At 68.5% G+C, this 22,663-nt stretch carries 19 protein-coding genes and 2 pseudogenes; 10 read left to right on the forward strand and 11 right to left on the reverse strand.

Annotation, left to right across the window (positions count from 1 at the left end; all coding sequences use genetic code 11):
* Window positions 1–3 precede the first annotated feature (3 nt).
* On the forward strand, window positions 4–201 hold the full coding sequence (locus IEZ15_RS28635; RefSeq protein WP_114248004.1) for a zf-HC2 domain-containing protein: 198 nt from the start codon (window positions 4–6) through the stop codon (window positions 199–201).
* Here IEZ15_RS28635 and IEZ15_RS28640 read toward each other — a convergent pair.
* From IEZ15_RS28640 to IEZ15_RS28670, 7 genes and pseudogenes are all read right to left on the reverse strand, one after another.
* Window positions 135–704: a sigma-70 family RNA polymerase sigma factor gene (locus IEZ15_RS28640; RefSeq protein ID WP_189279991.1), complete on the reverse strand. Its 570-nt coding sequence runs from the start codon at window positions 702–704 to the stop codon at window positions 135–137. The genes IEZ15_RS28635 and IEZ15_RS28640 overlap by 67 nt on opposite strands.
* Before the next feature lie 182 nt (window positions 705–886).
* Window positions 887–2,341 (reverse strand): amino acid permease, encoded by a 1,455-nt coding sequence (locus IEZ15_RS28645; RefSeq protein WP_189279992.1) that lies wholly within the window; start codon window positions 2,339–2,341, stop codon window positions 887–889.
* A gap of 110 nt (window positions 2,342–2,451) precedes the next feature.
* Window positions 2,452–2,913: a universal stress protein gene (locus IEZ15_RS28650; protein ID WP_114248007.1), complete on the reverse strand. Its 462-nt coding sequence runs from the start codon at window positions 2,911–2,913 to the stop codon at window positions 2,452–2,454.
* A gap of 76 nt (window positions 2,914–2,989) precedes the next feature.
* Window positions 2,990–3,169, reverse strand: a pseudogene (locus IEZ15_RS28655) (class F sortase); the annotation flags it as partial.
* 159 nt (window positions 3,170–3,328) lie between these two features.
* On the reverse strand, window positions 3,329–3,862 hold the full coding sequence (locus IEZ15_RS28660) for a hypothetical protein (protein WP_189279993.1): 534 nt from the start codon (window positions 3,860–3,862) through the stop codon (window positions 3,329–3,331).
* A gap of 175 nt (window positions 3,863–4,037) precedes the next feature.
* Window positions 4,038–4,805 carry a bestrophin-like domain gene (locus IEZ15_RS28665; protein ID WP_189279994.1) on the reverse strand — a complete coding sequence of 256 codons (768 nt, stop codon included), beginning with the start codon at window positions 4,803–4,805 and terminating at the stop codon, window positions 4,038–4,040.
* Window positions 4,806–4,820: 15 nt separating this feature from the next.
* Entirely contained in the window at window positions 4,821–5,012 is a 192-nt protein-coding gene (locus IEZ15_RS28670) for a hypothetical protein (RefSeq protein ID WP_189280016.1), read from the reverse strand.
* Between the two features lie 552 nt (window positions 5,013–5,564).
* On the opposite strand from IEZ15_RS28670, the pseudogene IEZ15_RS28675 reads away from it, so the two are divergent.
* The 3 genes and pseudogenes from IEZ15_RS28675 to IEZ15_RS28685 all read left to right on the forward strand — a co-directional run.
* Window positions 5,565–6,473: pseudogene (locus tag IEZ15_RS28675) on the forward strand (SCO0930 family lipoprotein); the annotation flags it as partial.
* A 204-nt stretch (window positions 6,474–6,677) separates the two neighbouring features.
* Window positions 6,678–7,496 carry an SAM-dependent methyltransferase gene (locus IEZ15_RS28680; RefSeq protein ID WP_114248011.1) on the forward strand — a complete coding sequence of 273 codons (819 nt, stop codon included), beginning with the start codon at window positions 6,678–6,680 and terminating at the stop codon, window positions 7,494–7,496.
* Window positions 7,493–9,667 (forward strand): putative bifunctional diguanylate cyclase/phosphodiesterase, encoded by a 2,175-nt coding sequence (locus IEZ15_RS28685; protein WP_189279995.1) that lies wholly within the window; start codon window positions 7,493–7,495, stop codon window positions 9,665–9,667. Before IEZ15_RS28680 ends, IEZ15_RS28685 begins: the two co-directional genes overlap by 4 nt.
* Before the next feature lie 129 nt (window positions 9,668–9,796).
* On the opposite strand, the gene IEZ15_RS28690 is transcribed toward IEZ15_RS28685, so the two are convergent.
* Window positions 9,797–10,687: a LysR family transcriptional regulator gene (locus tag IEZ15_RS28690; protein WP_114249443.1), complete on the reverse strand. Its 891-nt coding sequence runs from the start codon at window positions 10,685–10,687 to the stop codon at window positions 9,797–9,799.
* Between the two features lie 95 nt (window positions 10,688–10,782).
* On the opposite strand from IEZ15_RS28690, the gene IEZ15_RS28695 reads away from it, so the two are divergent.
* From IEZ15_RS28695 to IEZ15_RS28705, 3 genes are read left to right on the forward strand one after another with little or no spacing between them, the layout of a single operon-like run.
* Entirely contained in the window at window positions 10,783–11,490 is a 708-nt protein-coding gene (locus IEZ15_RS28695) for a succinate dehydrogenase (protein WP_189279996.1), read from the forward strand.
* Between the two features lies 1 nt (window position 11,491).
* Complete coding sequence (locus IEZ15_RS28700; RefSeq protein WP_114248014.1) at window positions 11,492–13,441, forward strand: fumarate reductase/succinate dehydrogenase flavoprotein subunit; 1,950 nt, start codon at window positions 11,492–11,494, stop codon at window positions 13,439–13,441.
* Window positions 13,438–14,184 carry a succinate dehydrogenase/fumarate reductase iron-sulfur subunit gene (locus tag IEZ15_RS28705; RefSeq protein WP_189279997.1) on the forward strand — a complete coding sequence of 249 codons (747 nt, stop codon included), beginning with the start codon at window positions 13,438–13,440 and terminating at the stop codon, window positions 14,182–14,184. The genes IEZ15_RS28700 and IEZ15_RS28705 overlap by 4 nt, the downstream gene beginning before the upstream one ends.
* A gap of 631 nt (window positions 14,185–14,815) precedes the next feature.
* Here the strand turns inward: IEZ15_RS28705 and IEZ15_RS28715 are convergent.
* A complete protein-coding gene (locus tag IEZ15_RS28715) occupies window positions 14,816–17,239 on the reverse strand; it encodes an excinuclease ABC subunit UvrA (RefSeq protein ID WP_189279998.1) in 2,424 nt (807 codons plus the stop codon).
* Between the two features lie 407 nt (window positions 17,240–17,646).
* Window positions 17,647–19,035: a polysaccharide pyruvyl transferase family protein gene (locus IEZ15_RS28720; protein ID WP_229846157.1), complete on the reverse strand. Its 1,389-nt coding sequence runs from the start codon at window positions 19,033–19,035 to the stop codon at window positions 17,647–17,649.
* Window positions 19,036–19,283: 248 nt separating this feature from the next.
* On the opposite strand from IEZ15_RS28720, the gene IEZ15_RS28725 reads away from it, so the two are divergent.
* Both IEZ15_RS28725 and IEZ15_RS28730 read left to right on the forward strand, forming a co-directional pair.
* On the forward strand, window positions 19,284–20,363 hold the full coding sequence (locus IEZ15_RS28725; protein WP_189279999.1) for a hypothetical protein: 1,080 nt from the start codon (window positions 19,284–19,286) through the stop codon (window positions 20,361–20,363).
* A 12-nt stretch (window positions 20,364–20,375) separates the two neighbouring features.
* Entirely contained in the window at window positions 20,376–20,864 is a 489-nt protein-coding gene (locus IEZ15_RS28730) for a phosphatase domain-containing protein (RefSeq protein WP_189280000.1), read from the forward strand.
* A gap of 49 nt (window positions 20,865–20,913) precedes the next feature.
* On the opposite strand, the gene IEZ15_RS28735 is transcribed toward IEZ15_RS28730, so the two are convergent.
* On the reverse strand, window positions 20,914–21,129 hold the full coding sequence (locus IEZ15_RS28735; protein ID WP_114248021.1) for a dodecin: 216 nt from the start codon (window positions 21,127–21,129) through the stop codon (window positions 20,914–20,916).
* Between the two features lie 201 nt (window positions 21,130–21,330).
* Here IEZ15_RS28735 and IEZ15_RS28740 point away from each other — a divergent pair, with 201 nt between their 5' ends.
* Window positions 21,331–22,587: an extracellular solute-binding protein gene (locus IEZ15_RS28740; RefSeq protein ID WP_189280001.1), complete on the forward strand. Its 1,257-nt coding sequence runs from the start codon at window positions 21,331–21,333 to the stop codon at window positions 22,585–22,587.
* The last annotated feature ends 76 nt before the right edge of the window (window positions 22,588–22,663 follow it).

Here is a 22,663-nt window from a genome sequence, read left to right on the forward strand (position 1 = left end):
GCGATGACCGCCGATCACGGAGAGGGCGCGCACGTGCGGCAGTCGCTCGGCGCCTATGTTCTCGATGCGCTCACCGCCGACGAGACCCGAATGGTCTCCCGCCATCTGCAGTCCTGCGACCGCTGCGCCGCCGACTACATGGAGGTCGCGGAGGCCGTGTCGCTGCTCGCCCTGATCACCGTGGAGGACCTGCTGGAGTAGCCCGGCAGGTTACGGGAGAGCTGACGCAGCGCGTAGTGGGACCGGGACTTGACCGTGCCCGCCGGAATACCGAGAGTCCGGGCCGTCTCGCCCACGCTCAGCCCGCGGAAATATATCTGGACGAGGACCGCACGGTGTTCCGGGCTGAGGGTGCGTACTGCATCGCGTACGTCGAGGGCCGAGACCGTGGACTCGGCGGTGTCCTCCGCGCCCGCGGCGGCCTCCAGCACGATGTCGCTGACCTCGGTCGGCCGCGCCTGCCTGGAGCGGCGCGCATCGATCGCGAGACGCCGGGCCACGGTGAAGAGCCAGGGCCGCATCGAGTCGTACGGAGCGTCGAAGGCCTCCGGGTTCTGCCAGGCCCGCACCAGCGTCTCCTGGAGCAGATCCTCGGCCCGCTGCCGGTCGCCGAAGGTCAGCCCGAGCAGGAATGTGAGAACGGCGGGGCCGTGGTCCCGCTGGAGGTCCGCTAGGGCCCGCTCATCGGTCGTCGTGGTGGTCATCGTGAACGCCCTTCCCCGCAGTGGCCACTTGCCGCTTCGCTGCCGACTGGCGTATACGAACCCATCGGGGCGCCGAGGAACAGGCGACGGGCGGCTCCGTGCGACGAGCGGTCACACAGTGCGGCGAATGGTGCGGTGAACGGTCGGGCGGCGGTCGAGCGGGTGTTCTTACAGGCGATGGATCAACCCGTACCTGTACCCGACCCCGTACCCGTCTGCGGTGTCTTCGCCATTTCCGACTTCCGGTACGAGTAACCGAAATAGATCACCAGACCGATCAGGAACCACACCGCGAACCGTACCCACGTCTGCCACTGCAGAAAGGTGATCAGCCAGATCGAGAACACCACACCCAGGGCCGGCACGAACGGCATGCCGGGGGTGCGGAACGTACGCGGCAGATCTGGCTGCTTGTAACGCAGAACGATCACTGCGACGCACACCACCACGAACGCGAGCAGAATGCCGATGTTCGTCAGCTCGGCAGCCTCGCCGATCGGCAGGAACCCGGCGATCACGGCCGAGGCCGCGCCGACGATCCAGGTCACCCGGGTCGGTACGTGCCGGGTCGGGTGGGTCTTGGCGAACCACTTCGGCAGCAGCCCGTCGCGGCTCATCGAGAACCACACCCGGGTCACGCCGAGCATGAAGGTGAACATCACCGTGAGGATGCCGATGATCGCGCCCACCGCGATCACATCGGCGAGTCCGCTGAGCCCCACCGACTTGAAGGCCGTGGAGAATCCGGACTCCGGGTCGATGTCCTTGTAGCTCTGCATTCCGGTCAGCACCAGACAAGCGGCCACATAGAGGACCATGGAGATCCCGAGGGAGTACAGGATCGCCTTCGGCATGTGCTGCTGGGCGTCCTTGGACTCCTCGGCCGCCGTCGACATGGCGTCGTACCCGAAGACCGCGAAGAACACCGTGGCCGCACCGGTGAAGGCACCGCTCACCCCGAACGGGAAGAACGGGTTGTAGTTGGCGGTGTTGATGTGGAACACGCCGACGCCGATGACCAGCAGGACGACCAGGACCTTCAGGACCACCACGACCGTTTCGAAGCGGGCCGCGTTCTTGATGCCGAGGGTCAGAAGGTACGCCACGAGCAGGCAGAGCAGCGCGGCGAACAGGTCCATGCGATGGCCCGACCCGGTGCCGGGCGCGCCCAGCATCCACTTCGGCAGTTCGAGCCCCATCTCCCCGAGCAGAAAGCTGAAGTAGCCGGAGATGCCGATCGCGACCACGGCCACGATCGCCGTGTACTCCAGCAGCAGGTCCCAGCCGATGAACCAGCCCACCAGCTCGCCGAGTACCGCGTATCCGTAGGTGTAGGCGGAGCCGGCCTTCGGGATCAGGCCGGCGAACTCCGCGTAGCTGAAGGCGGCCGCCGCGCTCGCCACACCCGCGATCAGGAAGGAGATCAGGACCGCGGGCCCGGCGGTGCCGTTCGCCACCGTGCCGGCGAGGGTGAAGATGCCCGCGCCGATGATGCCGCCCACGCCGATCGCCGTGAGCTGCCACAACCCGAGCGTTCTGGTGAGCTGAGTGGTGGCGTCCCCCGCCGGTCCTTTCTCGTCGATCTGCTCGATCGGCTTGCGGCGCAGTACACCCTCGCCCACTCGGAGCCTTGCCATGAGTCACCCTCTCCACTGACGGCTGTCCCTGACGGGCGCTCATGATGGCCCAGGTGGGTCCGGTGCGAAAGACGGCCTGCCGTCCGACCGAGGTGAGGATTCCGCGACGGTTACGGCACCACCGTGACGGGCCAACGGCCCGCCTTCACCAGCCGGATCGCCACCGATCCGATGAACCGGTGCCCGGCCGACTCCGACGCTCCCACCACGACGGCATCGGCCTTCAACTCGTCCGCCGCTGTGACGAGGCCGTTGTAGGGATCACCGCGGAAGGTGTGGAACTCCCAGCGCACATCCCATATGTCCTTCATCCGCTCCGTCGCCTCCCGGATCTCGTTCACCAGCTCCTCCGCGACCTCTCCGGTCGTATCGGCGACCGGTGCACCGAGCGCGGCCCCCGCGGGCAGCACGGGCTGGACATAGACGAGGGCGAGCATGGCCCCCTGACGACGGGCGAGCCCCGCCGCGTACGCCGCGGCACGCATGGAGGAATCGGACCCGTCGAGGCCTGCGACGATCACTCTCGGGCCGTCTGTGCCACGTTCGAACTGGTGGGGCTGTTGGTCTGTCACGGCAGCGAGGCTATCCGGTCCCGGCACCGACCCCGGCCCGGGTCCGGGCCGCGGCAACGTCCCGGCCAGGGCCGCCGCCGGGTACGTCGGGGGATGCCCGATGGAGGTCGACCGACGTGGCGGCGGCCGGCCGGGGAGGGCCCAGGGAGAAGTCCGCGCCGTTCCGCATCAATGCCAGGCCGGTGAGCAGCACCAGGGCAAGAGCGCCCCACGGCGAGTGCCTGGTCCGTTCGACGCGCCAGTTGTGCCGGCCCATGATTCTCCCTTCGTCGTGACGCTTGGAACGCTAAGCGCGAGACGGCCGGGCGGCGATCAGTGAAGGGCGAACGGGTGGTGCCGGCCCGATACGCCCGTCGCCCCGAGCCCTCTTGCAGGACTCGGGGCGACGGGCGTATCGGGCCGCACTGCCCTGCTCTCAGTGCGGGCGGCTCCCCTTGCGCTCACGTACGACATAGATGGTGCCGGTGGTCGTGACCACCGCCAGCGCCGTTCCGGCGGCGATCTGCGCGGCGTTCATCCTGTCGACGCCGCCGCCGAGTCCGCCCTGTACACCGGCCGGCGAGACCGGGGCACTCGTGGCGGGTGCGTCGGAGGCCGCGCGGACCGTGAGTCCGGCCTTCGCCGTGGAGTCGGGCGACGTATTGCAGATGAATGTCACCTCGTAGGCGGCGCCGGGTTTTGCGTCCCGGTCGACCGTGGCCGCGACGGCCGCGCCTCCGGGAATGGTGACCGTGTCGAAAACTCCGGAGCCGGCTGTGGCGGTTGTGGAGCACCCCCGGGCGGCCAGGACGACCTGGCTCCCCGGCGCGATCACCGACGGAGTGACGGTGTATCCGGTCGCGGAGGACGCGCCTCCCGACGTCGCGGCGCATGCGGTTGCAGCCGGAGCGGTCAGGGCGAGAGCGGCGGCGCCGAGCAGGGCGACGGGTGCGGCACCTATTGCGCGCATGGGTGAATCCTCCGGATCCCCGAGGAGCAGTTGCGGAACGGATTTCCACATGGCGTCAGAAATGCACCTCGACGCGCCAAACGCTAGAAGTTGCGCATATTGCTCGCGATCGGAGTGCGCCGCCCGGGGCACCTGTTTCCCCCGAGCGGCGCACCGCCGGCATTTCGGCGGACCGCTATCCGCCCGCCGCGCCGGGCAACAGATCGAGGAACGGTGCCGCGGTGGCCGAGATTCCCCGGCCGAAGGGGGAGTCGAAGTCCCAGATCAGGAAGAGGAGAAAGGCGATCAGGACGCTGAAGAGGCCGGCCAGCAGCAGTTCACGGAAGGTTCTGCGGATCTGCAGTGTGAAGATCAGCCCGACGGTCACCAGCGCCCCGGTGATCAGGCCGAACCAGACCACGCCCGGCATGGTCGCGCCGGCACTCTGTCCGCGTGCGTTGCGTGCGTCGTCGGCCGCGGCGACCTGATCGACCAGTGGCTGATATGCCTGGCCCTCGTGATCGTTCCTCGGCCGGTAGCCGGTGACATCGGTGCGCACCTTGCCGAGGAGCCGGGCCCCCTCGTCGGTGAGAGAGCCGTGTTCGGTCATCGACCGCCACTCGTCGTGGACGACGTGGCGGACGTAGGTGTCGACATCGGCGCGGATGCGCGTACGCACCTCGGCCGGGTAGACGGCGGAGCGGACGTTCACCTCGTGCAGTGCCTGGGCCTCCTGGCGTACGTACTCCTGGGCGGCGCTGCGGCCCTCCCAGACGCCCGCGATGGCGAGGCCCAGCACGATCGCGTAGACCACGCCGATCATCATCGTCATGTACTCGATGACGTCAGGGGTCTCGGACGGGTCGTCATCGTCTTTGATCCGGCGGTTGTTGAGCACGGCGATGGTCAGGACGACGGCGCTCGCCGCGACCATGGCGAGGGTGAGAACAAGCCATTCCGACATGAGTTCCTCCGGAGGTCATCGGGAGCGGGGACGCAGCACGGCGACGGCGAACACCGCGGGGGCCGTGATCAGCAGGGTGAGGGTGACCAGGGAGGTGCCGCGCCGCGGGACCTTGCGCGGCGGCTTGCGGTAGGCGGGGAGCGCCACGGGCCGGGGCGCGGGATGCGTGGGGCGTACGGAGGGCGAGGGCGAAGGAGGCGGTGGCACGGGCTCCGGTTCCGGTCGTGGTGGCGCGGGGGGCGGTGGTGCGGGAAGGGGCGGCGGGGGTGGAGGCGGAGGCGAGGGTGGAGGCGAGGGTGGCGGGGGTGGCGGGGGTGGCAGGGGAGGAGGTGCGGGCGGTGGAGTCGGCTCGGGTGCCGGGCCCGCGTGGCAGTGACCGTTGCCCGACACGGCGACCGCTGAACTCCCGCCGCCCTCCCCGATGGAGGCGTACGCGCAGTTGTCCGCCACCGCGGGTGCCGGGGCGGTCAGCAGCCAGAGAAGTGCGACGGCTGCCGTGAGCCGTCCTATGAGTGATCCGTACACGACGGGGAGCATGTTCCGGCCGGTCGCAGCGCACGCCGGGTGCGGACCGGATTCCCCTGAAGGTGGGGACATGTGGCGCCGGGTGTTTGCGGCTCAGGGAAATTCTGTGAACGCGTTGAACAAAGAGGGGGCCGCCGTCCGTACCCGAGGCCATGGATGACGCGAAGGCACGTCACAACTCGCTTTGCATGGACGTGAGTTGCCATGAGCACCTAGCACAACGCCTCGCTCGTAGTGACGGTGGCGGCCCTGTTGGCGCTGACGGCGGCGTGCGGTCAGCAAAAGGGAACCGAGACCCCGACGGGCGGAACGTGGGCAACGCCGACCCGGCCGGACAGCAGACAGGAAGCGGCTACGGATCGGACAACGGTTACGGCTCCGACAGCGGTTACGGCTCCGACGGCGCGGAGCGGGGCGGCACGGGCAAGCAGGCCGGCAAAGTCCTCACGGACAGTGAGGGTTTCACGCTCTACCGCTTCGACAAGGACACCGCGAGTCCGCCCAAGTCGAATTGCGAAGGCGAGTACGCAAGTTCTGGGCTGTGGTCCCCGGGGGATGTCACGGCGGCGGCCGGTGCCGATCCCGCACTGATCGGCAAGGCCACCCGCTCCGACGGTACCCGGCAACTCGCCATTGCGGGCCGGCCGATGTACCACTATGCCAAGGACACCGCGCCCGGCGACGCCAATGGGCAGGGCGTGGGCGGCACCTGGTTCGCGTCCCCACCGGACGGCAGGAGGGCCGCGGTGAACGCCGGCAGCCCGGCCGGTGCCGAACCGGCCGAACGCGCGGGGCTTTCGGTCCGCAGGGATCCGAAACTCGGGGACATCGTCGTGGACAAGAGCGGCATGACGGTCTATCGGTTCAAGAAGGACGTCGCATGGCCGATGAAGCCGGCTTGCACAGGTGCCTGCCTCTCGAAGTGGCCGGTCGTTGTCCCTTGGCAAAGAAAGACGTCAAAGGCGTCACGACCAAGGGTTTTGTCACCTTCAATCGGCCTGACGGAATCAAGCGACAAGCCATCGGCTGTTGGTCGGTCCATACCTTCTCCGGCGATGTGAAGCCCGGGAACACCAACGGCCAAGGCGTCGAGAGTACATGGTACGCGGTGCCCCCGACGCCAAACCGGCGGGCGCCCCGAGTAGCCCGACAGTGCCTCTTCGGGGCCGGTATGTCGTCGAATGTCACACGCAGCGACGGGCCGGTTGCACATGCCACTGGTGTGTGACCAATAACGGACGGGTAATTTCCGTTTCCGCTCGCTCTCCTGGCGGTCGATCAGTAGCCTCTGGTCAACACTGACCATGAACATGGCCGGATCGCCGTGGCGACTTGTTGGAGACATCGATGGAGCGTCCCGCCTGGGCACCGCGAGGCATAGACATTTCGGTGCCGAGCGTGTCCCGCATGTACGACTTCTATCTGGGCGGATCGCACAATTTCGAGGTGGACCGGGAAGCGGCTCGCAAGGCCATGGAGTTCATGCCGGGACTCCCCAAGATCATGCAGGCGAATCGCGCCTTTATGCGCAGGGCCGTGCGTTATGCGGTGAGCCAGGGCATCACCCAGTTTCTGGACATCGGTTCCGGAATACCGACTTTCGGGAATGTGCACGAAGTCGCTCAGGCGGCCGACCCCGAGGCCCGGGTGGCGTATGTCGATCACGACCCTGTTGCGGTCGCGCACAGCCGGGCCGTACTCGAAGGAAACGACCGGGCGGTGATCGCCGCCGCGGATCTGCGCCGCCCGCAGGAGATCGTGAAGAACCCGGCGATCTCCGAACTGCTCGACCTGGACCGACCGGTGGCTCTGCTGCTCGTCGCCGTACTCCACTTCATCGAGGACTCCGACGACCCGCACGCCGCGGTCGCCGAACTGTGCGAGGGACTCGCCCCCGGCAGCCTCATCGTCATCACCCACGCCTCGTACGAGGGGATTCCGCTCACCCAGGAGGAGGCGGGCGGCGCGGTCGGCGTCTACAAGGACATCCGCAACCCCCTGGTCATGCGGTCGCGCGAAGAGATCGCCCGCTTCTTCGAGGGACACGAGATGGTCGAGCCCGGACTTGTGTCGATGCCGAACTGGCGCCCCGACGCCCCCCATGCGGTGGAGCACGAGGACCCATTTGCCTTCTCGGGCTTCGCAGGGGTGGGACGCAAGGCGTGAGCATTCCCGCCCAGTCGTCCGGAGCGCCCGACACGGAGCCCGACGGGCCCGAGGACCGGCTCCGGAGATTCGCCACCATCTGGAGCCGGGCCATCTTCCCGTCGACGGCCACCTCCATGACGCGCACGGAGTTCGAACAGCATCTGCTGCCGCTGGCCCGCGGGCTCAGCGACATCCTGCACGCGCGGCCCTTCGACGCGGCGCCCGCGAGCGAGGTGGGCGTCGCCCTCGTGGCCGCGCACTGCACGGATCCGGACACACTCAGCAGCACGCTAGGCGTCATCGACTCGTACCTCGTGCTCTACTGCGGAAGCAACGGCGCGACGGCGCTGTCGACCGAGGACAGCAGAGCCCGCTGCGCCCGGATACAGCACGCCCTCGCCGGCGGCTTCACGCAGGCGCTGCGCGAGCGGACCCTCGCCGAACAGGAAGCCATCGCCCGCTCGGCGCTCACCGCCCGCTCGGACGCCGAGCAGGCTCTGCACGCCACCGAGGCACGCTTCCGCGCCGTCTTCAAGGACGCGGCCATCGGCATCGGCATCGCCGACCTGGACGGCAATGTGCTGGAGGTCAACGACACGCTCACCCGGATGTTCGGCGGGCTCGAACACCATGTGCGCAGCCACAAGATCAACGAGTGGGTCCACCCCGAGGACTCGCCCCAGGTATGGAAGTACTACAACGAGCTGGTACGTGGCGAACGCGAGCACTACCGGGTCGAAAAGCCGTACTACCGCAACGACGGCACCGTGCTGTGGACCAATCTGACGGTGTCGCTGCTGCGCGACTCCGAGGGCAGGCCGGAGTATCAGCTGGCGCTGTTGGAGGACACCACGGAGCGCCGGCTGCTCAACCTGCGGCTGCGGTACGAGGCCACGCATGACGCGCTCACCGGTCTGCCCAACCGGACGCTGTTCTTCGAACGGCTGGAGAAGGCACTCTCCGCCGACGACGGCAGCCGCTTCGGCCTGTGCTACCTGGACCTCGACGGCTTCAAGGCGATCAACGACAGCCTCGGCCACGCGTCGGGGGACCGGCTGCTGGTCGAGGTGGCCGACCGGCTGCAGAGCTGTGCGACCGCGCCCGGCGAGATGGTGGCTCGGCTCGGCGGCGACGAGTTCGTGGCCCTGACCACCGGCCCCGACACCCGGACGGAGGTCGACGAGCTGGCCTGCCGCATCCTCGGCGTGCTCGGAACCCCGGTCCGGCTGGAGGGCCGTGAGCTGACCGTGCGCGGATCCATCGGGATCGTCGAAGGGCCGGCCGGTGAACGCAGCGCCGCCGAGGTGCTGCGCAGCGCCGACATCACGATGTACCGGGCCAAGTCGGCGGGCGGCAACCGCTTCGAGCTCGCCGACGCCGAGGCGGACGCCCGTGCCATCACCCGGCACGGGCTGACCACCGCGCTGCCCGCCGCACTGGAGCGCGGTGAGTTCTTCATCGAGTACCAGCCCCTCGTACACCTCGGAGACGGCACGGTGCACGGTGCGGAGGCACTGGTGCGCTGGTGCCACCCGCAGCACGGGGTGCTCGGTCCCGACCGGTTCATCCCGCTCGCCGAGCACACCGGGCTGATCGTGCCGCTCGGCCGCTGGGTGCTGGAGGAGTCCGTGCGACAGGCCCACTTCTGGCAGGAGCGGCACAGCGACGGCGGTCCGCTGCGGATAAATGTCAACCTCTCGCCGACCCAGTTGCACCATCCGCTGCTGGTCGCCGAGACGGTCGACGTGCTGGAGCGGTCGGGGCTCGAACCAGGGGCCCTGTGCCTGGAGGTCACCGAGTCCGCGCTCATCGGCGCGGACGACGATCTGCTGAAGCCGCTGCGGCAACTGGCGGAAATGGGCGTCGACATAGCTCTCGACGACTTCGGTACCGGGTACTCGAACCTGGCGAACCTGCGCAGGCTTCCGGTGAGTGTCCTCAAACTGGACCGTTCCTTCACGCAGGGCATGCAGCAGCATCCGGCGGATCCGGTCGATCTGAAGATCGTCGAGGGAATCGTCTCGCTGGCCCACAGCCTGGACCTCGCGGTCACGGTGGAGGGTGTGGAGACCGGGGCCCAGGCGGAGCAGCTGCGGGAGCTGGGGTGCGACACGGCCCAGGGGTGGTACTACGCCCGCCCCGGTGCGCCCGACCGGATCCACTCACTGCTGCTGGCCGACGCGGTGTGAGGGGACGGGGAGCGAAGGCACCGAGGCCGTCCGGTCGACGTCTCGTCCTCGATCGCGACAATCGAGCCCGTCCGGCGATTGCGAACGAAGCGCGGCCGGAGGCCGCGTAACCGGCGGCCCGGGGCCGGCTCAGGCCCGTCCGGCCGCGAGTACCACCTTCTGCAGTTCGCGCGCCGCGCGCGGTGGTGCCACATCGCTGCGGTGCGCGAGCGCGATCGTGCGCCGCAGGCCCGGGCGGGCCAGCGGTGTGGTCCGCAGGTCGTGGCCGGCCCGGCCGGCGACCATGCTGGGCACCACAGCGATCCCGAGCCCCGCCCGGACGAAGCCGAGCACCGCGTCCATCTCCCCGCCCTCCACCGTGAACGACGGCTCGAAGCCCTCCGCCCGGCAGGCGGCGACCGTCAGCTCGCGCAGGTCGTAGCCGTGCCGGAACATCACCAGGGATTCCCCCTGCAGGTCGGCGATCCTCACGTTCCCGCCCCGGCCGGGCCGCGGCGCCTGTACCGACGACACCACGACCAGATCCTCCTGGAGCAGCTCGACCGTGGTGAGCGCGGGGGACGTCGCGGGCAGCGGCAGCACGATCAGGGCCAGATCGAGTGCTCCGCGCGCCAGCTCGCGTACGAGGTCGAGCGAGCCGCCCTCCTCCAGCAGCAGCTGGATTCCCGGATGCCGGTCGTGGAAGGCGCGCAGTACGTCGGGGAGCAGGCCCGTGCAGAGGCTGGGCGTGGCGCCGAGCCGGACCCGGCCCCGGCGCAGCTGAGCCAGCTCCTGCACCTCGTGGCGTGCGGTGTCGGCGTCCGCGAGGATGCGCCGGGCGAGCGGCAGCAGGGCCTCGCCCGCATCGGTCAGGGTGATGTTGCCGCGGGCCCGGCTGAACAGCTCCGCCCCCAGCTCGTTCTCCAGCGCTCTGATCTGCTGGGAGAGCGAGGGCTGTGAAACATGCACCTCCTCAGCGGCACGGGTGAAGTGACGGGCCTCGGCCACGGCCACGAAGTACGTCAGCTGCTGGAATTGCATACACTCAGCATAGCTGCCGCGATAGTCCATGCCTATGAAGATGAGCTGCTCCATGTCTTGGACTGATGGGGTCTTTCGGCCCTAGCGTCGTGTCCATGGCATTGGCAACACGGACGGACCGACGGCCGTCCATGACGCGTACGCTCTGGGACTCGTCCGTCGGCAAGAAGACGATCATGGCCGTGAGTGGCCTGATCATGCTCCTCTACTTGGTTGTCCATATGATCGGCAACCTGAAGATCTTCTTCGGGTCCGGCGAGTTCAACCATTACGCGCACTGGCTGCGGACCATGGGCGAGCCCTTCCTGCACTACGAGTGGGCCCTGTGGATCGTCCGCGTCGTGCTCGTCGCCGCCGTGGTGCTGCACGCCACCTCCGCGTACCAGCTGAGCCGCCGCGACATCAAGGCACGGCCCAGCAAGTACGTCCACAAGAAGCCCCGGGCGAGCTATGCCACGCGGACCATGCGCTGGGGCGGGATCATCCTCGCCCTGTTCATCGTCTGGCACATCCTCGACCTGACGACGGGCACCGTGCACTCCGGCGGATTCCAGTCCGGGCACCCGTACCAGAACGTCATCGACACCTTCTCCACCTGGTACGGCAACACCATCTACATCGTCGCCATGCTTGCCCTCGGACTCCACGTCCAGCACGGCTTCTGGAGTGCCGCCCAGACCCTCGGCGCGGGTAACGCGACCCGTGACCGTGCCCTCAAGACCATCGCCAACGTCCTCGCACTGGTGCTGACGGTGGGCTTCATCTCCATACCCGTCGCCGTCATGACCGGAGTCGTGAGCTGACATGACCGACTACTCGCACTACGAGACGGGCGCGCCCGTCGTCGACGCCAAAGCCCCCGAAGGTCCCGTCGCCGAACGCTGGGACACCCGCCGTTTTCAGGCGAAGCTGGTCAACCCGGCCAACCGCCGCAAGCACACCGTCATCGTCGTCGGCACCGGCCTCGCCGGCGGCTCGGCCGGGGCGACGCTGGCCGAACAGGGCTACCACGTCGTCCAGTTCTGCTTCCAGGACTCGCCCCGCCGCGCCCACTCCGTCGCCGCCCAGGGCGGCATCAACGCCGCGAAGAACTACCGCAACGACGGCGACTCGATCCACCGGCTCTTCTACGACACGGTCAAGGGCGGCGACTTCCGGGCCCGCGAGTCCAATGTCCACCGGCTCGCCCAGATCTCCGTGGAGATCATCGACCAGTGCGTCGCCCAGGGCGTTCCCTTCGCCCGCGAGTACGGCGGCCTCCTCGACAACCGCTCCTTCGGCGGTGTCCAGGTCTCCCGCACCTTCTACGCCCGCGGCCAGACCGGGCAGCAGCTCCTCCTCGGCGCCTACCAGGCACTGTCCCGGCAGATCGCCGCCGGCAACGTCGAACTGCACGCCCGCACCGAGATGCTCGACCTGATCGTCGTCGACGGCAAGGCCCGTGGCATCGTCGCCCGCGACCTGGTCACCGGAAAGATCGACACCTACTTCGCGGACGCGGTCGTGCTGGCCAGCGGCGGCTACGGCAATGTCTTCTACCTGTCGACGAACGCCATGAACTCCAACGCCACCGCCATCTGGCGCGCCCACCGCCGCGGCGCGTACTTCGCCAACCCGTGCTTCACCCAGATCCATCCCACCTGCATCCCGCGCACCGGCGACCACCAGTCCAAGCTGACGCTGATGAGCGAGTCGCTGCGCAACGACGGCCGGATCTGGGTCCCGAAAGCCAAGGGCGACGACCGTCCCGCCAACGAGATCCCCGAGGACGAGCGCGACTACTACCTGGAGCGCATCTACCCCGCCTTCGGCAACCTCGTCCCCAGGGACATCGCCTCCCGCGCCGCGAAGAACGTCTGCGACGAGGGGCGCGGCGTCGGCCCCGGCGGCCAGGGCGTCTACCTGGACTTCGCCGAGGCCATCCAGCGGATGGGCCGTGACAAGGTCGAGGAGAAGTACGGCAACCTCTTCGACATGTACGCACGGATCACGGCGGAGAACCCGTACGAGACCCCGATGCGGATCTACCCCGCCGTGCACTACACGATGGGCGGCCTCTGGGTCGACTACGACCTCCAGACCACCATCCCTGGCCTCTTCGCCATCGGCGAGGCCAACTTCTCCGACCACGGTGCCAACCGGCTCGGCGCGTCCGCGCTGATGCAGGGCCTCGCCGACGGCTACTTCGTCCTCCCGTCGACGATCAACGACTACCTGGCCCGCAATCCGCACCACGAGGCGGTCGACGCCTCGCACCCCGCGGTCGAGGAGGCCGTCGCCGACACCGAGGACCGGCTCAACCTGCTGCTCTCCGTCGACGGCGACCGCACCCCCGACTCCTTCCACCGCGAGATCGGTGAACTCATGTGGGAGTACTGCGGAATGGCCCGCACCGAGGACGGGCTGCGCACCGCGCTCGAACGCATCCCGCAGATCCGCGAGGAGTTCTGGCGCCGCATCAAGGTCCCCGGCACCGGCGAGGAGTTCAACCAGTCGCTGGAGAAGGCCAACCGCATCGTCGACTACCTGGAGCTCGCCGAGCTCATGTGCCTCGACGCACTGCACCGCGCCGAATCCTGCGGAGGCCACTTCCGCGAGGAGTCGCAGACCCCGGACGGCGAAGCCGCCCGCCGGGACGAGGAGTTCTCCTACGCCGCCGCCTGGGAGTTCTCCGGCACCGGCGAGGCCCCCGTCCTGCACAAGGAAGACCTCGTCTTCGAGTACGTCCACCCCACTCAGCGGAGCTACGCATGAAGCTCACCCTGCGCGTCTGGCGCCAGAAGAACGCCGACGCCCCCGGCGCCATGTCCACCTACGAGGTGGACGGCATTTCGCAGGACATGTCGTTCCTGGAAATGCTCGACACCCTCAACGAGGAACTCATCCTCGTCGGCGACGACCCCGTCGCCTTCGACCACGACTGCCGCGAAGGCATCTGCGGCGCCTGCAGCCTCGTCATCAACGGCGATGCCCACGGCCCCGAGCGCACCACCACCTGCCAGCTCCACATGCGGTCCTTCCAGGACGGCGACACGATCGACATCGAACCGTGGCGCGCCTCCGCTTTCCCGGTCGTCAAGGACCTGGTCGTGGACCGCTCGGCCTTCGACCGGATCATCCAGGCGGGCGGCTACATCTCCGCCCCGACCGGCACCGCCCCCGAGGCGCACGCCACACCGGTGCCCAAGCCGGACGCCGACTTCGCCTTCGAACACGCCGAGTGCATCGGCTGCGGTGCCTGTGTCGCGGCCTGCCCCAACGGCTCGGCGATGCTCTTCACGTCGGCGAAGATCAACCACCTCAATGTCCTGCCGCAGGGTGCCCCCGAGCGCGAGACCCGGGTGCTCGACATGGTCGGACAGATGGACAGCGAGGGCTTCGGCGGCTGCACACTCACCGGCGAGTGCGCCACGGCCTGCCCGAAGGGCATTCCGCTGCCGTCGATCTCGGCCATGAACAAGGAGTGGCTGCGGGCGACCCGGAAGGTGCACCGCTGAGGCCACCGCCGAGTTCCTGGCCCCGGAGGCCGCCCACCACAGGGGCCAGGAAGTCTCGGATTCTCAAGTCAGGTCACGACATCACCGAGATGTCGTCGCCGTGGACCGTGCCCTGCCCGTACCAGCCGTGCAGACAGACGGTCACCGTGCCGGTCGAGCCGGTGGTGAAGGCCACCGACTGGCGCCGGACTGCTCCGAGAGAGCGGCCGGGCTGTCTCCGTCGTACGCCTCGAAGTACGGGGCGAAGACATGCGTGGGCAGGGGCGTCGCGGCGGTCGTGGCGGCCTGCGCGCCGGTGCCCGGTCCGAGGATCAGGCCGGCGGACGCGACGGTCGTTGCCAGGACACTCAGGACTGCGCGCCGAGTGTTCTCGGACGTCTCATGGGGTGCTCCCAGCGGGTTGAGGCAACGGGCGGATCGCACGGTTGGGCCGCGCCCGGTCGGGGGCGCGGCCCGTTCCTGTGAGTCCCGGCCGGGGGTCACACGCCGCACGGCATGGAGCGGCCGTGAGGCATGCCCATGATTGGTCTGGGCCAATCTGTGGTCACTGTTCTTTGCCTTTTCATTTCCCATTGCTTGCCTGATGCGGCAACTCTCAGTGGAAAAAGGGGAGTTGAACTCGATTGAATCGTCATGCGAGACGGAGGGACGCCCTGAGGTACGCCGCCGTACGGCTGCCCTCCGCACGTGCGACCTCGGCGGGTGGTCCCGCCGCCACGATCCGGCCGCCCCGGTCGCCGCCGCCGGGACCGAGGTCGATCACCCGGTCGGCGCCCGCCACCACCGCCATGTCGTGCTCCACGACCACCACCGTGTTGCCCGCGTCGACAAGACCGTGCAACTGCCGCATCAGCACCTCTACATCGGCAGGGTGCAGCCCGGTCGTCGGCTCGTCGAGCAGATACATGGTGTGGCCCCGGCGGGTACGCTGGAGCTCGGCGGCGAGCTTGATCCGCTGGGCCTCACCGCCCGACAGCTCCGTGGCGGGCTGACCGAGCCGCAGATAGCCGAGCCCGACGTCGAGCAGTGTCCGCAGACTGCGCTCGGCTGCGGGCGTACCGGCGAAGAAGCCGGCCGCCGACTCCACCGTCAGGTCCAGCACCTGCGCGATGTCGAGACCGCGCAGGGTGACCTCCAGGGTCTGAGGGTTGTACCGCGCACCGTGACAGTCGGGGCAGGGCGCGTACGTACTGGGCAGGAAGAGCAGTTCGACGGAGATGAACCCCTCGCCCTGGCAGGTCTCGCACCGCCCGCCCGCCACGTTGAACGAGAACCGTCCGGCCTTGTAGCCGCGCTCGCGCGCCGTGTCCGTCTCGGTGAACAGCTTCCGTACGACATCGAAGAGCCCGGTGTACGTGGCCAGATTGGACCGAGGGGTACGGCCGATCGGCCTCTGGTCGACCTGCACCAGACGGTCCACCGCCTCCAGTCCCTCCGCCGAAGCGCACCCGGGCGTGGGGCGTTCGGCGGGAAGGCCGGCGGTGGCGGAGGCCTGCCGGTCGGCGAGGACACCGGCCAGCACCTGACCGACCAGGGTCGACTTCCCCGACCCCGAGACACCGGTGACGGCCGTGAAAACCCCGAGCGGAAACTCCGCGTCCACCCCTCGCACATTGTGGCGGTCCACCCCGTTCAGCTTCAGCCACCCCGACGGCGTACGCACCTCCCGCACCGGAGCGGGCCCGTCGTCGAAGAGGAAGCGCCGGGTCGCCGACTCCGCCACCTCCGCAAGTCCGGCCGGGGGACCGCTGTGCAGCACCCGGCCCCCGTGCTCACCGGCCAGCGGTCCCACATCGACCAGCCAGTCCGCCCGGCGCACCACATCCATCTGATGCTCCACGACGAAGACCGAGTTCCCGGCCTCCTTCAGTCGGCCGAGCACCCCCAGCAGCGACTCGGTGTCCGCCGGGTGCAGACCGGCCGAAGGCTCGTCCAGCACATAGACGACACCGAACAGGCCGGCGCGCAACTGGGTGGCGAGCCGCAGCCGTTGCAGCTCGCCGGAGGACAGTGTCGGAGCCGTACGGTCGAGGCTGAGATAGCCGAGTCCGAGCTCGGTGACCGTCTCGATCCGGGCGAGCAGATCCGCCGTCAGCACCCGCGCCGTGTCACCGCCGCCCGCACCCCGCAGTACCTCGGCGAGCGAGGTGAGCGCAAGCGCGGCGAGTTCGGCGATCGAATGGCCGGCGAAGGTGACGGCCATCGCCTCCGGACGCAGCCGGCTGCCGCCGCAGACCGGGCAGGGGGCACTGGTCAGGAAGCGCTCGGCCTTCGCCCGCAGAGTGCGGCTCTTGGAGTCCGCGAAGGTGTGCATCACATAGCGGCGGGCACTCATGTACGTACCCTGGTAAGGACGTTGGATGCGCCCCGCGTCACGCACCGGATGTACCGTCACCACCGGCTGCTCATCGGTGAACAGGATCCACTCCCGGTCCGCGGCGTCGAACTCGCGCCACGGACGGTCGATGTCGTAGCCCAGCGCGTCCAGCACATCGCGCAGGTTCTTGCCCTGCCACGCCCCCGGCCAGGCGGCGATCGCACCGTCCCGGATCGACAGCGAGGGGTCGGGGACGAGCAACTCCTCGGCTGTGCGGTGGACACGGCCGAGACCGTGGCATTCAGGACACGCCCCGGCGGCGGTGTTCGGTGAGAAGGAGTCGGAGTCCAGCCGCTCGGCACCGGCCGGGTAGTCCCCGGCGCGCGAGAACAGCATGCGCAGGGAATTCGAGAGCGTGGTGACCGTCCCGACGGACGAACGGGCACCGGGCGCCGAGCGCCGCTGCTCCAGCGAGACGGCGGGCGGCAGCCCGGTGATCTCGCCGACCGCGGGCGCACCGACCTGATGGATCAGCCGACGGGCGTACGGGGCGACGGACTCGAAGTAGCGGCGCTGCGCCTCGGCGTAGATCGTCCCGAACGCGAGGGAGGACTTTCCGGAGCCCGAGACGCCGGTGAACACGGTGAGTGTGTCGCGCGGGATGTCGACCGAGACGTCCTGGAGATTGTGTTCACGGGCGCCGCGCACCCGGACGTACGGATCGTGGGGGGTGGACATGTGCGCGGGGACTCCGTACGGATCGGGGCAGGGCCGACGGCCTGTGGACAAACACTCCGATTCTAGGCGTCAGAAATGGCTCAGGAGCGGCGAGGCCCGTAGGTACGGGACCGGTCGGCGTAGGACTGCCGGATCGTGTCCCGGGCCCCGGACGACCGGAGGCCGGTCCTGCCGGACCGGCCTCGGATCAGGCTGGACAGGTCCTGGAGGAGGGTGCTGAAGATCTTGGCCGGGCTCGCGACGCCCGGCACGTACATCTGCGGCGTTGCCGGAGCGTCCTCATAGCTCCTTCCCCAAGCTCTCAACTTCGTTCGAGCAGGGGAGACCCCATTCAAGGACGCTCCGGCGCCTTGCAGCTGCACCCACCGAACGCCGCTCCCTGAACCGGCCAAGATCTTCAGCACCCTCTAGCGCGACGGACGCAGGGCGCGCTTTATGGGCCTTCCCACGACACTGCGGGCCCGCTGGTACGTGGAGCGCTGGACGGGCAGCGTGCTCTTCGCGAGTTTCCGCTGGAGCTGGGTGTTCTGGTCGGTGAGGTCCGTCAGCTGGGACTGGAGCCAGTTGAGTCGCGCACCCATCGTGGAGGCGTCGGCTCCGACCCAGGGGCGGACACCCGGAGGATAGGCCAGCGTGCTGATCCGTGCCTCGAAGGCCGCACCGCTGTCGCCGTGGGTGAAGGTGTTCTCCAGGCCGTTCTTGTCGAGGAAGTTCATGAACCGGTCGAACCGCTCCCGGTGACCGCGCATCAGCGGCCCGAAGTCCGCCTCGGCGCAGAGGTCGGCGGGGTCGAGGTCGAAGGGGGCCTTGGCGAGCATCCGGTGCGGGATGTCGAAGTAGCGGCACAGCTCCAGCGTCCGGGAGTCGCCACAGAGCACGGTGGCGGGCGTTCCGGCCAGCAGCGCTGCGATGTTGCCGTGGATCCTGGAGCCGAAGGAGAAGTCGAAGCCTCGCAGGTCGTCCATCCAGGTGACCGGGTCGATGTAGACCCGGACCTTGTCCTCCCCGTACATGGGGTGGTCGGGGTGGGTGGGGATGTCGGTCAGCGAGGCGTTCTGATGGGACAGGTCGCGCCAGTGCAGCTGACGTGCTTCGGAGATGTTCTGGCCGATGAACCGGAGGTGGGGGTAGCGCGCGTGGGTGCGGTTGATGATCTTCCCGAGCTTGTGCTTCCGCACGGCGTCGTGCGATCCGTTGACGGCGATCCGCGACGCGGGCCCGAGTGCCCGGCCGCTCTCCCGGATGTCGATCCTGCTGCCGTTGAGGAACATCGAGGGACAGCCGATGACGTCCACGTCACGGAAACCCATGTCCCGCAGATACCGCTCGGTGAATTCCCCGCGCACGCCGATGGAGGCGCTGTGGTCGAGCACGGCCGAGACGAACGCGTGGACCGTCGGCTGCATGGGCTTCAGCCGGTCCGCGGAGTAGTTGACGCCGGTCTGGGCACCCACACCCGGGACTACGACCGGGATCTTCAGTTTCGAGATCAGCTGCGTCAGGCGCTCCAGCTGGCGCTCGAAGGACGGCCGGAAGGCGTTGGCGAGCGGGATGACGAAGACGTCGTACTCGCTGTTGATCCGGTCGGCATCGGCGACCCTGGTGGCGATGCCGTTCGACACCACCTCTGAACGTGGCGTCTCCAGGATCTTGTGAGCGGCGTCGCTGAAGATCAGGTTGCCTGAGTTGGTGGCGAACACGTCCTCATGGAGAGCTCGTTCGACAGGGACGACGTCGTAGGGGCTCTTCCCTGAACGCAGGAGTATTCGCTTCACATGGTTAACGTTGGATGCCACAAACCTGAATATAGCTTTACGAACGCTTTTCGTTCCATGCGCATCCTGTACAGCTTTTTACGGTCCGTGCGGAACGTAGGGGCATGATCACACATCCGCGCGCGTGAGCGAGCGCGGGGGTTGTGTAACGGACGTCTCGGGGCGGTCCTCGTGAGGTCCTCGCCACGCACTCTTGAGTGCCGGACGGCCCCGCCCGTACGCTGCGTCCTGCGCACGGGCGCGCCTACCGGGGAGGCGGAAGCGCCGTCATGGCCGATTCACTGTCCGAGGACGACATCCTCGAAGCGATCGCCCGGCACACCGGCCGGCCCGGACAGGGGCCGCAGCTGCGGCGGACCGGCGCCGACATCGCTCAACTGCCGATGCTCGACCTGCGAATCGTCCGGTCCGTGGAGACCCGTACCACGCGGCCGGAGACCAGGCCCGGCACCTACGACACGTCGGGGCGGCCCACGTACGAAGGCGATCTGCGTGACCATCCGGTCGAGCCGCCGAAGGACCCGGCGGTTTCGCGGACGGTGGAGTTCGTGCTCCGTGGCTCGGTGCGAACGGCGCCCTGCGGCTGCGACGAGGGACGGCAGCCGTGCTCGCGGTGCCGGGCCAAGGGAAAGCTGCGCTGTGACACCGGCCCGATGTGCCCGGCCTGCAGGGGTGTCGCGCCGTGCACCTGGTGCGACGGCACGGGGGAACGCCGCAAGGACCGCACGGCGGCCGAGCCGGCGCGGGAGAAGCCCGCTGCCGGGCGGACCACCTGCGTGAAGTGCCGCAAACCCCGCACCGCGTGTCCGGAATGTCGGGGATGGGGCACCAAGAAGTGTCCGCAGTGCGACGACACGGGCTTCAGGGTCTGCCCGGTCTGCTCGGGCGAGAGATCGACGGAGCACGCCCCGTGCGACGGTACGGGCCTGGTCACCCTGTGGACCGGGGGTTCGGTCGGACACGCACCCGAGCGGACCGTGCTGAAACTGCCGGAGCCGGCACCGCCGCTGCGCGTCCGGCAGCAGACGGGACGCGTCGGTGTGTGGGAACGCGTCACTCTGACCTCGGCCGGCGACCCGCTCCCCGACGGTCTGGACCCGGCCCACATCGAGGCCGTCGAGTCGGCCCTCGTGCCGCTCCAGGGCGAAGTGGCCCGACGCGTGGACCTCGGCCGGCTGCAGCTGGCCGCGGTCTCGATTCCCGACGATCCCGACCACGTCTTCTATGTCTTCCCCGGACGCGATGGTCCCGAGGTCCTTCCGATCTGGTCGCGGCGCCGGTCCCTGAGGGTCGCCGCAGTGGCGGCCGGTGTGGTCGTGCTGGTGCTCCTGGTGGTTGCACTGGTCTGATTTGCTGGGGGTGTGAGAAGCGACCACCGGCCCCTGGCCGTATTCGACTTGGACGGCACGCTCGCGCACACCGGCCACCGGCAGCACTATCTGGAGGGGCGACGGCGCGACTGGAACAGCTTCTTCTCCGCGGCCGTCGACGACCCGCCGCTTCCCGAAGGAGTGCGGCTGGTGCTGAGCAGCGCCGAGGAATGTGAGGTCAGGTATCTCACCGGCCGGCCCGAGCGCTGCCGCCGGGACACCGTGGCCTGGCTGGCGGGACAGGGACTGCCCGAGGGGCGGTTGTACATGCGCCGCAATGACGACCGCAGGCCGGCCCGGCACGCCAAGCTGGAGATCTTGAAGAGGCTGGGCCGAGAGTATGAGGTGCGGATGCTGGTCGATGACGACGAACTCGTCTGCGATGCGGCGGAGCGGGCCGGGTTCGCCGTGGTGCGGGCCCGCTGGACGAAGGTGTCGCCCGCGCTCGAGGATGCGCAGGAGCGTGAGGGCCGTACGTGATTCCGACGTCGGAACCGGCTGGACGCGGCCCTGATCCGGTCGCGCCGGATCAGCTCGTCTCATCGAGCCGGAAGCCCACCTTCAGGCCCACCTGATAGTGCTCGACCCGGCCATCCGTGATCTCTCCGCGAACCTGTGTGATCTCGAACCAATCGAGATTGTGCAACGTTTCCGAAGCTCTCGCGATGCCTCTGCGGATGGCGTCGTCGACGCCTTCATGAGAGGTTCCCACGATTTCCGTGACCCGATAGATGTGATTCGACATCTTATGTCTCCTCTCGTCCCTACCACGGTGCCCTACCCGGCCCGGGTGCGCGAGAGGTCGGTGTGCGGAATGCGTGATGAACGGGACTTGACCAGAGCAATGGTCCATACCAAAATCCAGCCACGCCCGTGCGAGCGCCGCCCGCAGTCCCCCACACCGGGTTCTGAATTTCGTCGTGCCGTTTCGCAGAAGGTGAACCTGGTGAAGAACCGCATACTCGTCGGAGCCGTTGCGCTCGTTTCCACCTTTGCGCTGGGCGGATGCGGCTTTGTCCCGGGCTCGGAAGCGTCCAGCAGCAAAAAGGTCACGATCTGGCTGATGAAGGACAGCGTCTCCGCCGATTTCCTGAAGCGCTTCACGAAGACGTACGAGGACGAACACCCCTCCATCGAGCTCGAGTTCAAGATTCAGAGCTGGAGCGGCATCGGCCCGAAGGTCACCGACGCGCTCAAGGGCAAGGACACCCCGGACGTCATCGAGGTCGGAAACACCCAGGTCCCCCAGTACGCGGAGAGCGGCGGGCTGCGCGACCTCACCCTGGAGTCCGTGCGCGACCTCGGCAGCGAGGACTGGCTGCCCGGTCTCGCCGACCCGGGCAGCATCGACGGCGTCCAGTACGGCATCCCCTGGTACGCAGCCAATCGAGTGGTGATCTACAACAAGGACCTCTTCGAGCAGGCCGGTATCAAGACCCCGCCGAAGACCCGGGACGAGTGGATCGCGGACAGCGAACAGCTGAACCGGAACGGCAATCAGGGCATCTATCTCGCGGGCCAGAACTGGTATGTCCTCGCCGGATTCATCTGGGACGAGGGCGGCGAACTGGCCGAGGAGAGGGGCGGTGACTGGGAAGGCGCCCTGGACAGCCCCGGCGCAATCAGGGGCATGAACTTCTACAAAGAACTCCAGGCGCTCGGTGACGGCCCCAAGGACGCGGACGAGGAAAGGCCCCCGCAGGCCAAGGTCTTTGCCAAGGGCGATGTCGCGCAGATCATCTCGGTGCCCGGCGCCGCCGCGCAGATCGAGCAGCTGAACCCCGAACTCAAGGGAAAGCTGGGCTACTTCCCGATCCCGGGCAAGACCGCGAAGGCTCCCGGGTCCGTTTTCACCGGCGGGTCCGACCTGATCGTTCCGGAGAAGGCGGGCCGGCGCTCCGCGGGGATCGATGTGATCAAGGCGCTGGCGGGCCGGAAGTGGCAGGAGGAACTCGCCAGGACCATGAGCTATGTGCCCAACAAGCCCGGTCTCGCGCGTGTCATCGTGGGACAGGAGGGCACCGCGGCGATGGCCCACGGCGCCACGAAGGGGCGTGCGACGCCCAACTCGCCGCAGTGGGCGAATGTCGAGGCCGTCAACCCGATCAAGCCGTACATGACGGCCGTTCTCCAGGGCGGCGACCCGCAGGAAGAGGCGAAGGCCGCCTCGAAGAAGATCACCGACCGGCTCACGGGCGGCTGACACACTCAGCACCGATCCGCTCGGTCACACTCGGGATTCAGCCTTCGCACATCCCGGCTCTCCCATGCGGTCATGT

Source organism: Streptomyces atratus, from assembly GCF_014648655.1.
GTDB classification, from domain to species: Bacteria; Actinomycetota; Actinomycetes; order Streptomycetales; family Streptomycetaceae; genus Streptomyces; species Streptomyces atratus.

Coding starts and splice junctions, on each gene's coding strand:
- IEZ15_RS28725 (WP_189279999.1), top strand. CDS start 19,284: ATGGCCGATTCACTGTCCGAGGACGACATCCTCGAAGCGATCGCCCGG.
- IEZ15_RS28695 (WP_189279996.1), top strand. CDS start 10,783: ATGGCATTGGCAACACGGACGGACCGACGGCCGTCCATGACGCGTACG.
- IEZ15_RS28665 (WP_189279994.1), bottom strand. CDS start 4,805: ATGTCGGAATGGCTTGTTCTCACCCTCGCCATGGTCGCGGCGAGCGCC.
- IEZ15_RS28700 (WP_114248014.1), top strand. CDS start 11,492: ATGACCGACTACTCGCACTACGAGACGGGCGCGCCCGTCGTCGACGCC.
- IEZ15_RS28715 (WP_189279998.1), bottom strand. CDS start 17,239: ATGTCCACCCCCCACGATCCGTACGTCCGGGTGCGCGGCGCCCGTGAA.
- IEZ15_RS28735 (WP_114248021.1), bottom strand. CDS start 21,129: ATGTCGAATCACATCTATCGGGTCACGGAAATCGTGGGAACCTCTCAT.
- IEZ15_RS28705 (WP_189279997.1), top strand. CDS start 13,438: ATGAAGCTCACCCTGCGCGTCTGGCGCCAGAAGAACGCCGACGCCCCC.
- IEZ15_RS28645 (WP_189279992.1), bottom strand. CDS start 2,341: ATGGCAAGGCTCCGAGTGGGCGAGGGTGTACTGCGCCGCAAGCCGATC.
- IEZ15_RS28660 (WP_189279993.1), bottom strand. CDS start 3,862: ATGCGCGCAATAGGTGCCGCACCCGTCGCCCTGCTCGGCGCCGCCGCT.
- IEZ15_RS28640 (WP_189279991.1), bottom strand. CDS start 704: ATGACCACCACGACGACCGATGAGCGGGCCCTAGCGGACCTCCAGCGG.
- IEZ15_RS28680 (WP_114248011.1), top strand. CDS start 6,678: ATGGAGCGTCCCGCCTGGGCACCGCGAGGCATAGACATTTCGGTGCCG.
- IEZ15_RS28635 (WP_114248004.1), top strand. CDS start 4: ATGACCGCCGATCACGGAGAGGGCGCGCACGTGCGGCAGTCGCTCGGC.
- IEZ15_RS28690 (WP_114249443.1), bottom strand. CDS start 10,687: ATGCAATTCCAGCAGCTGACGTACTTCGTGGCCGTGGCCGAGGCCCGT.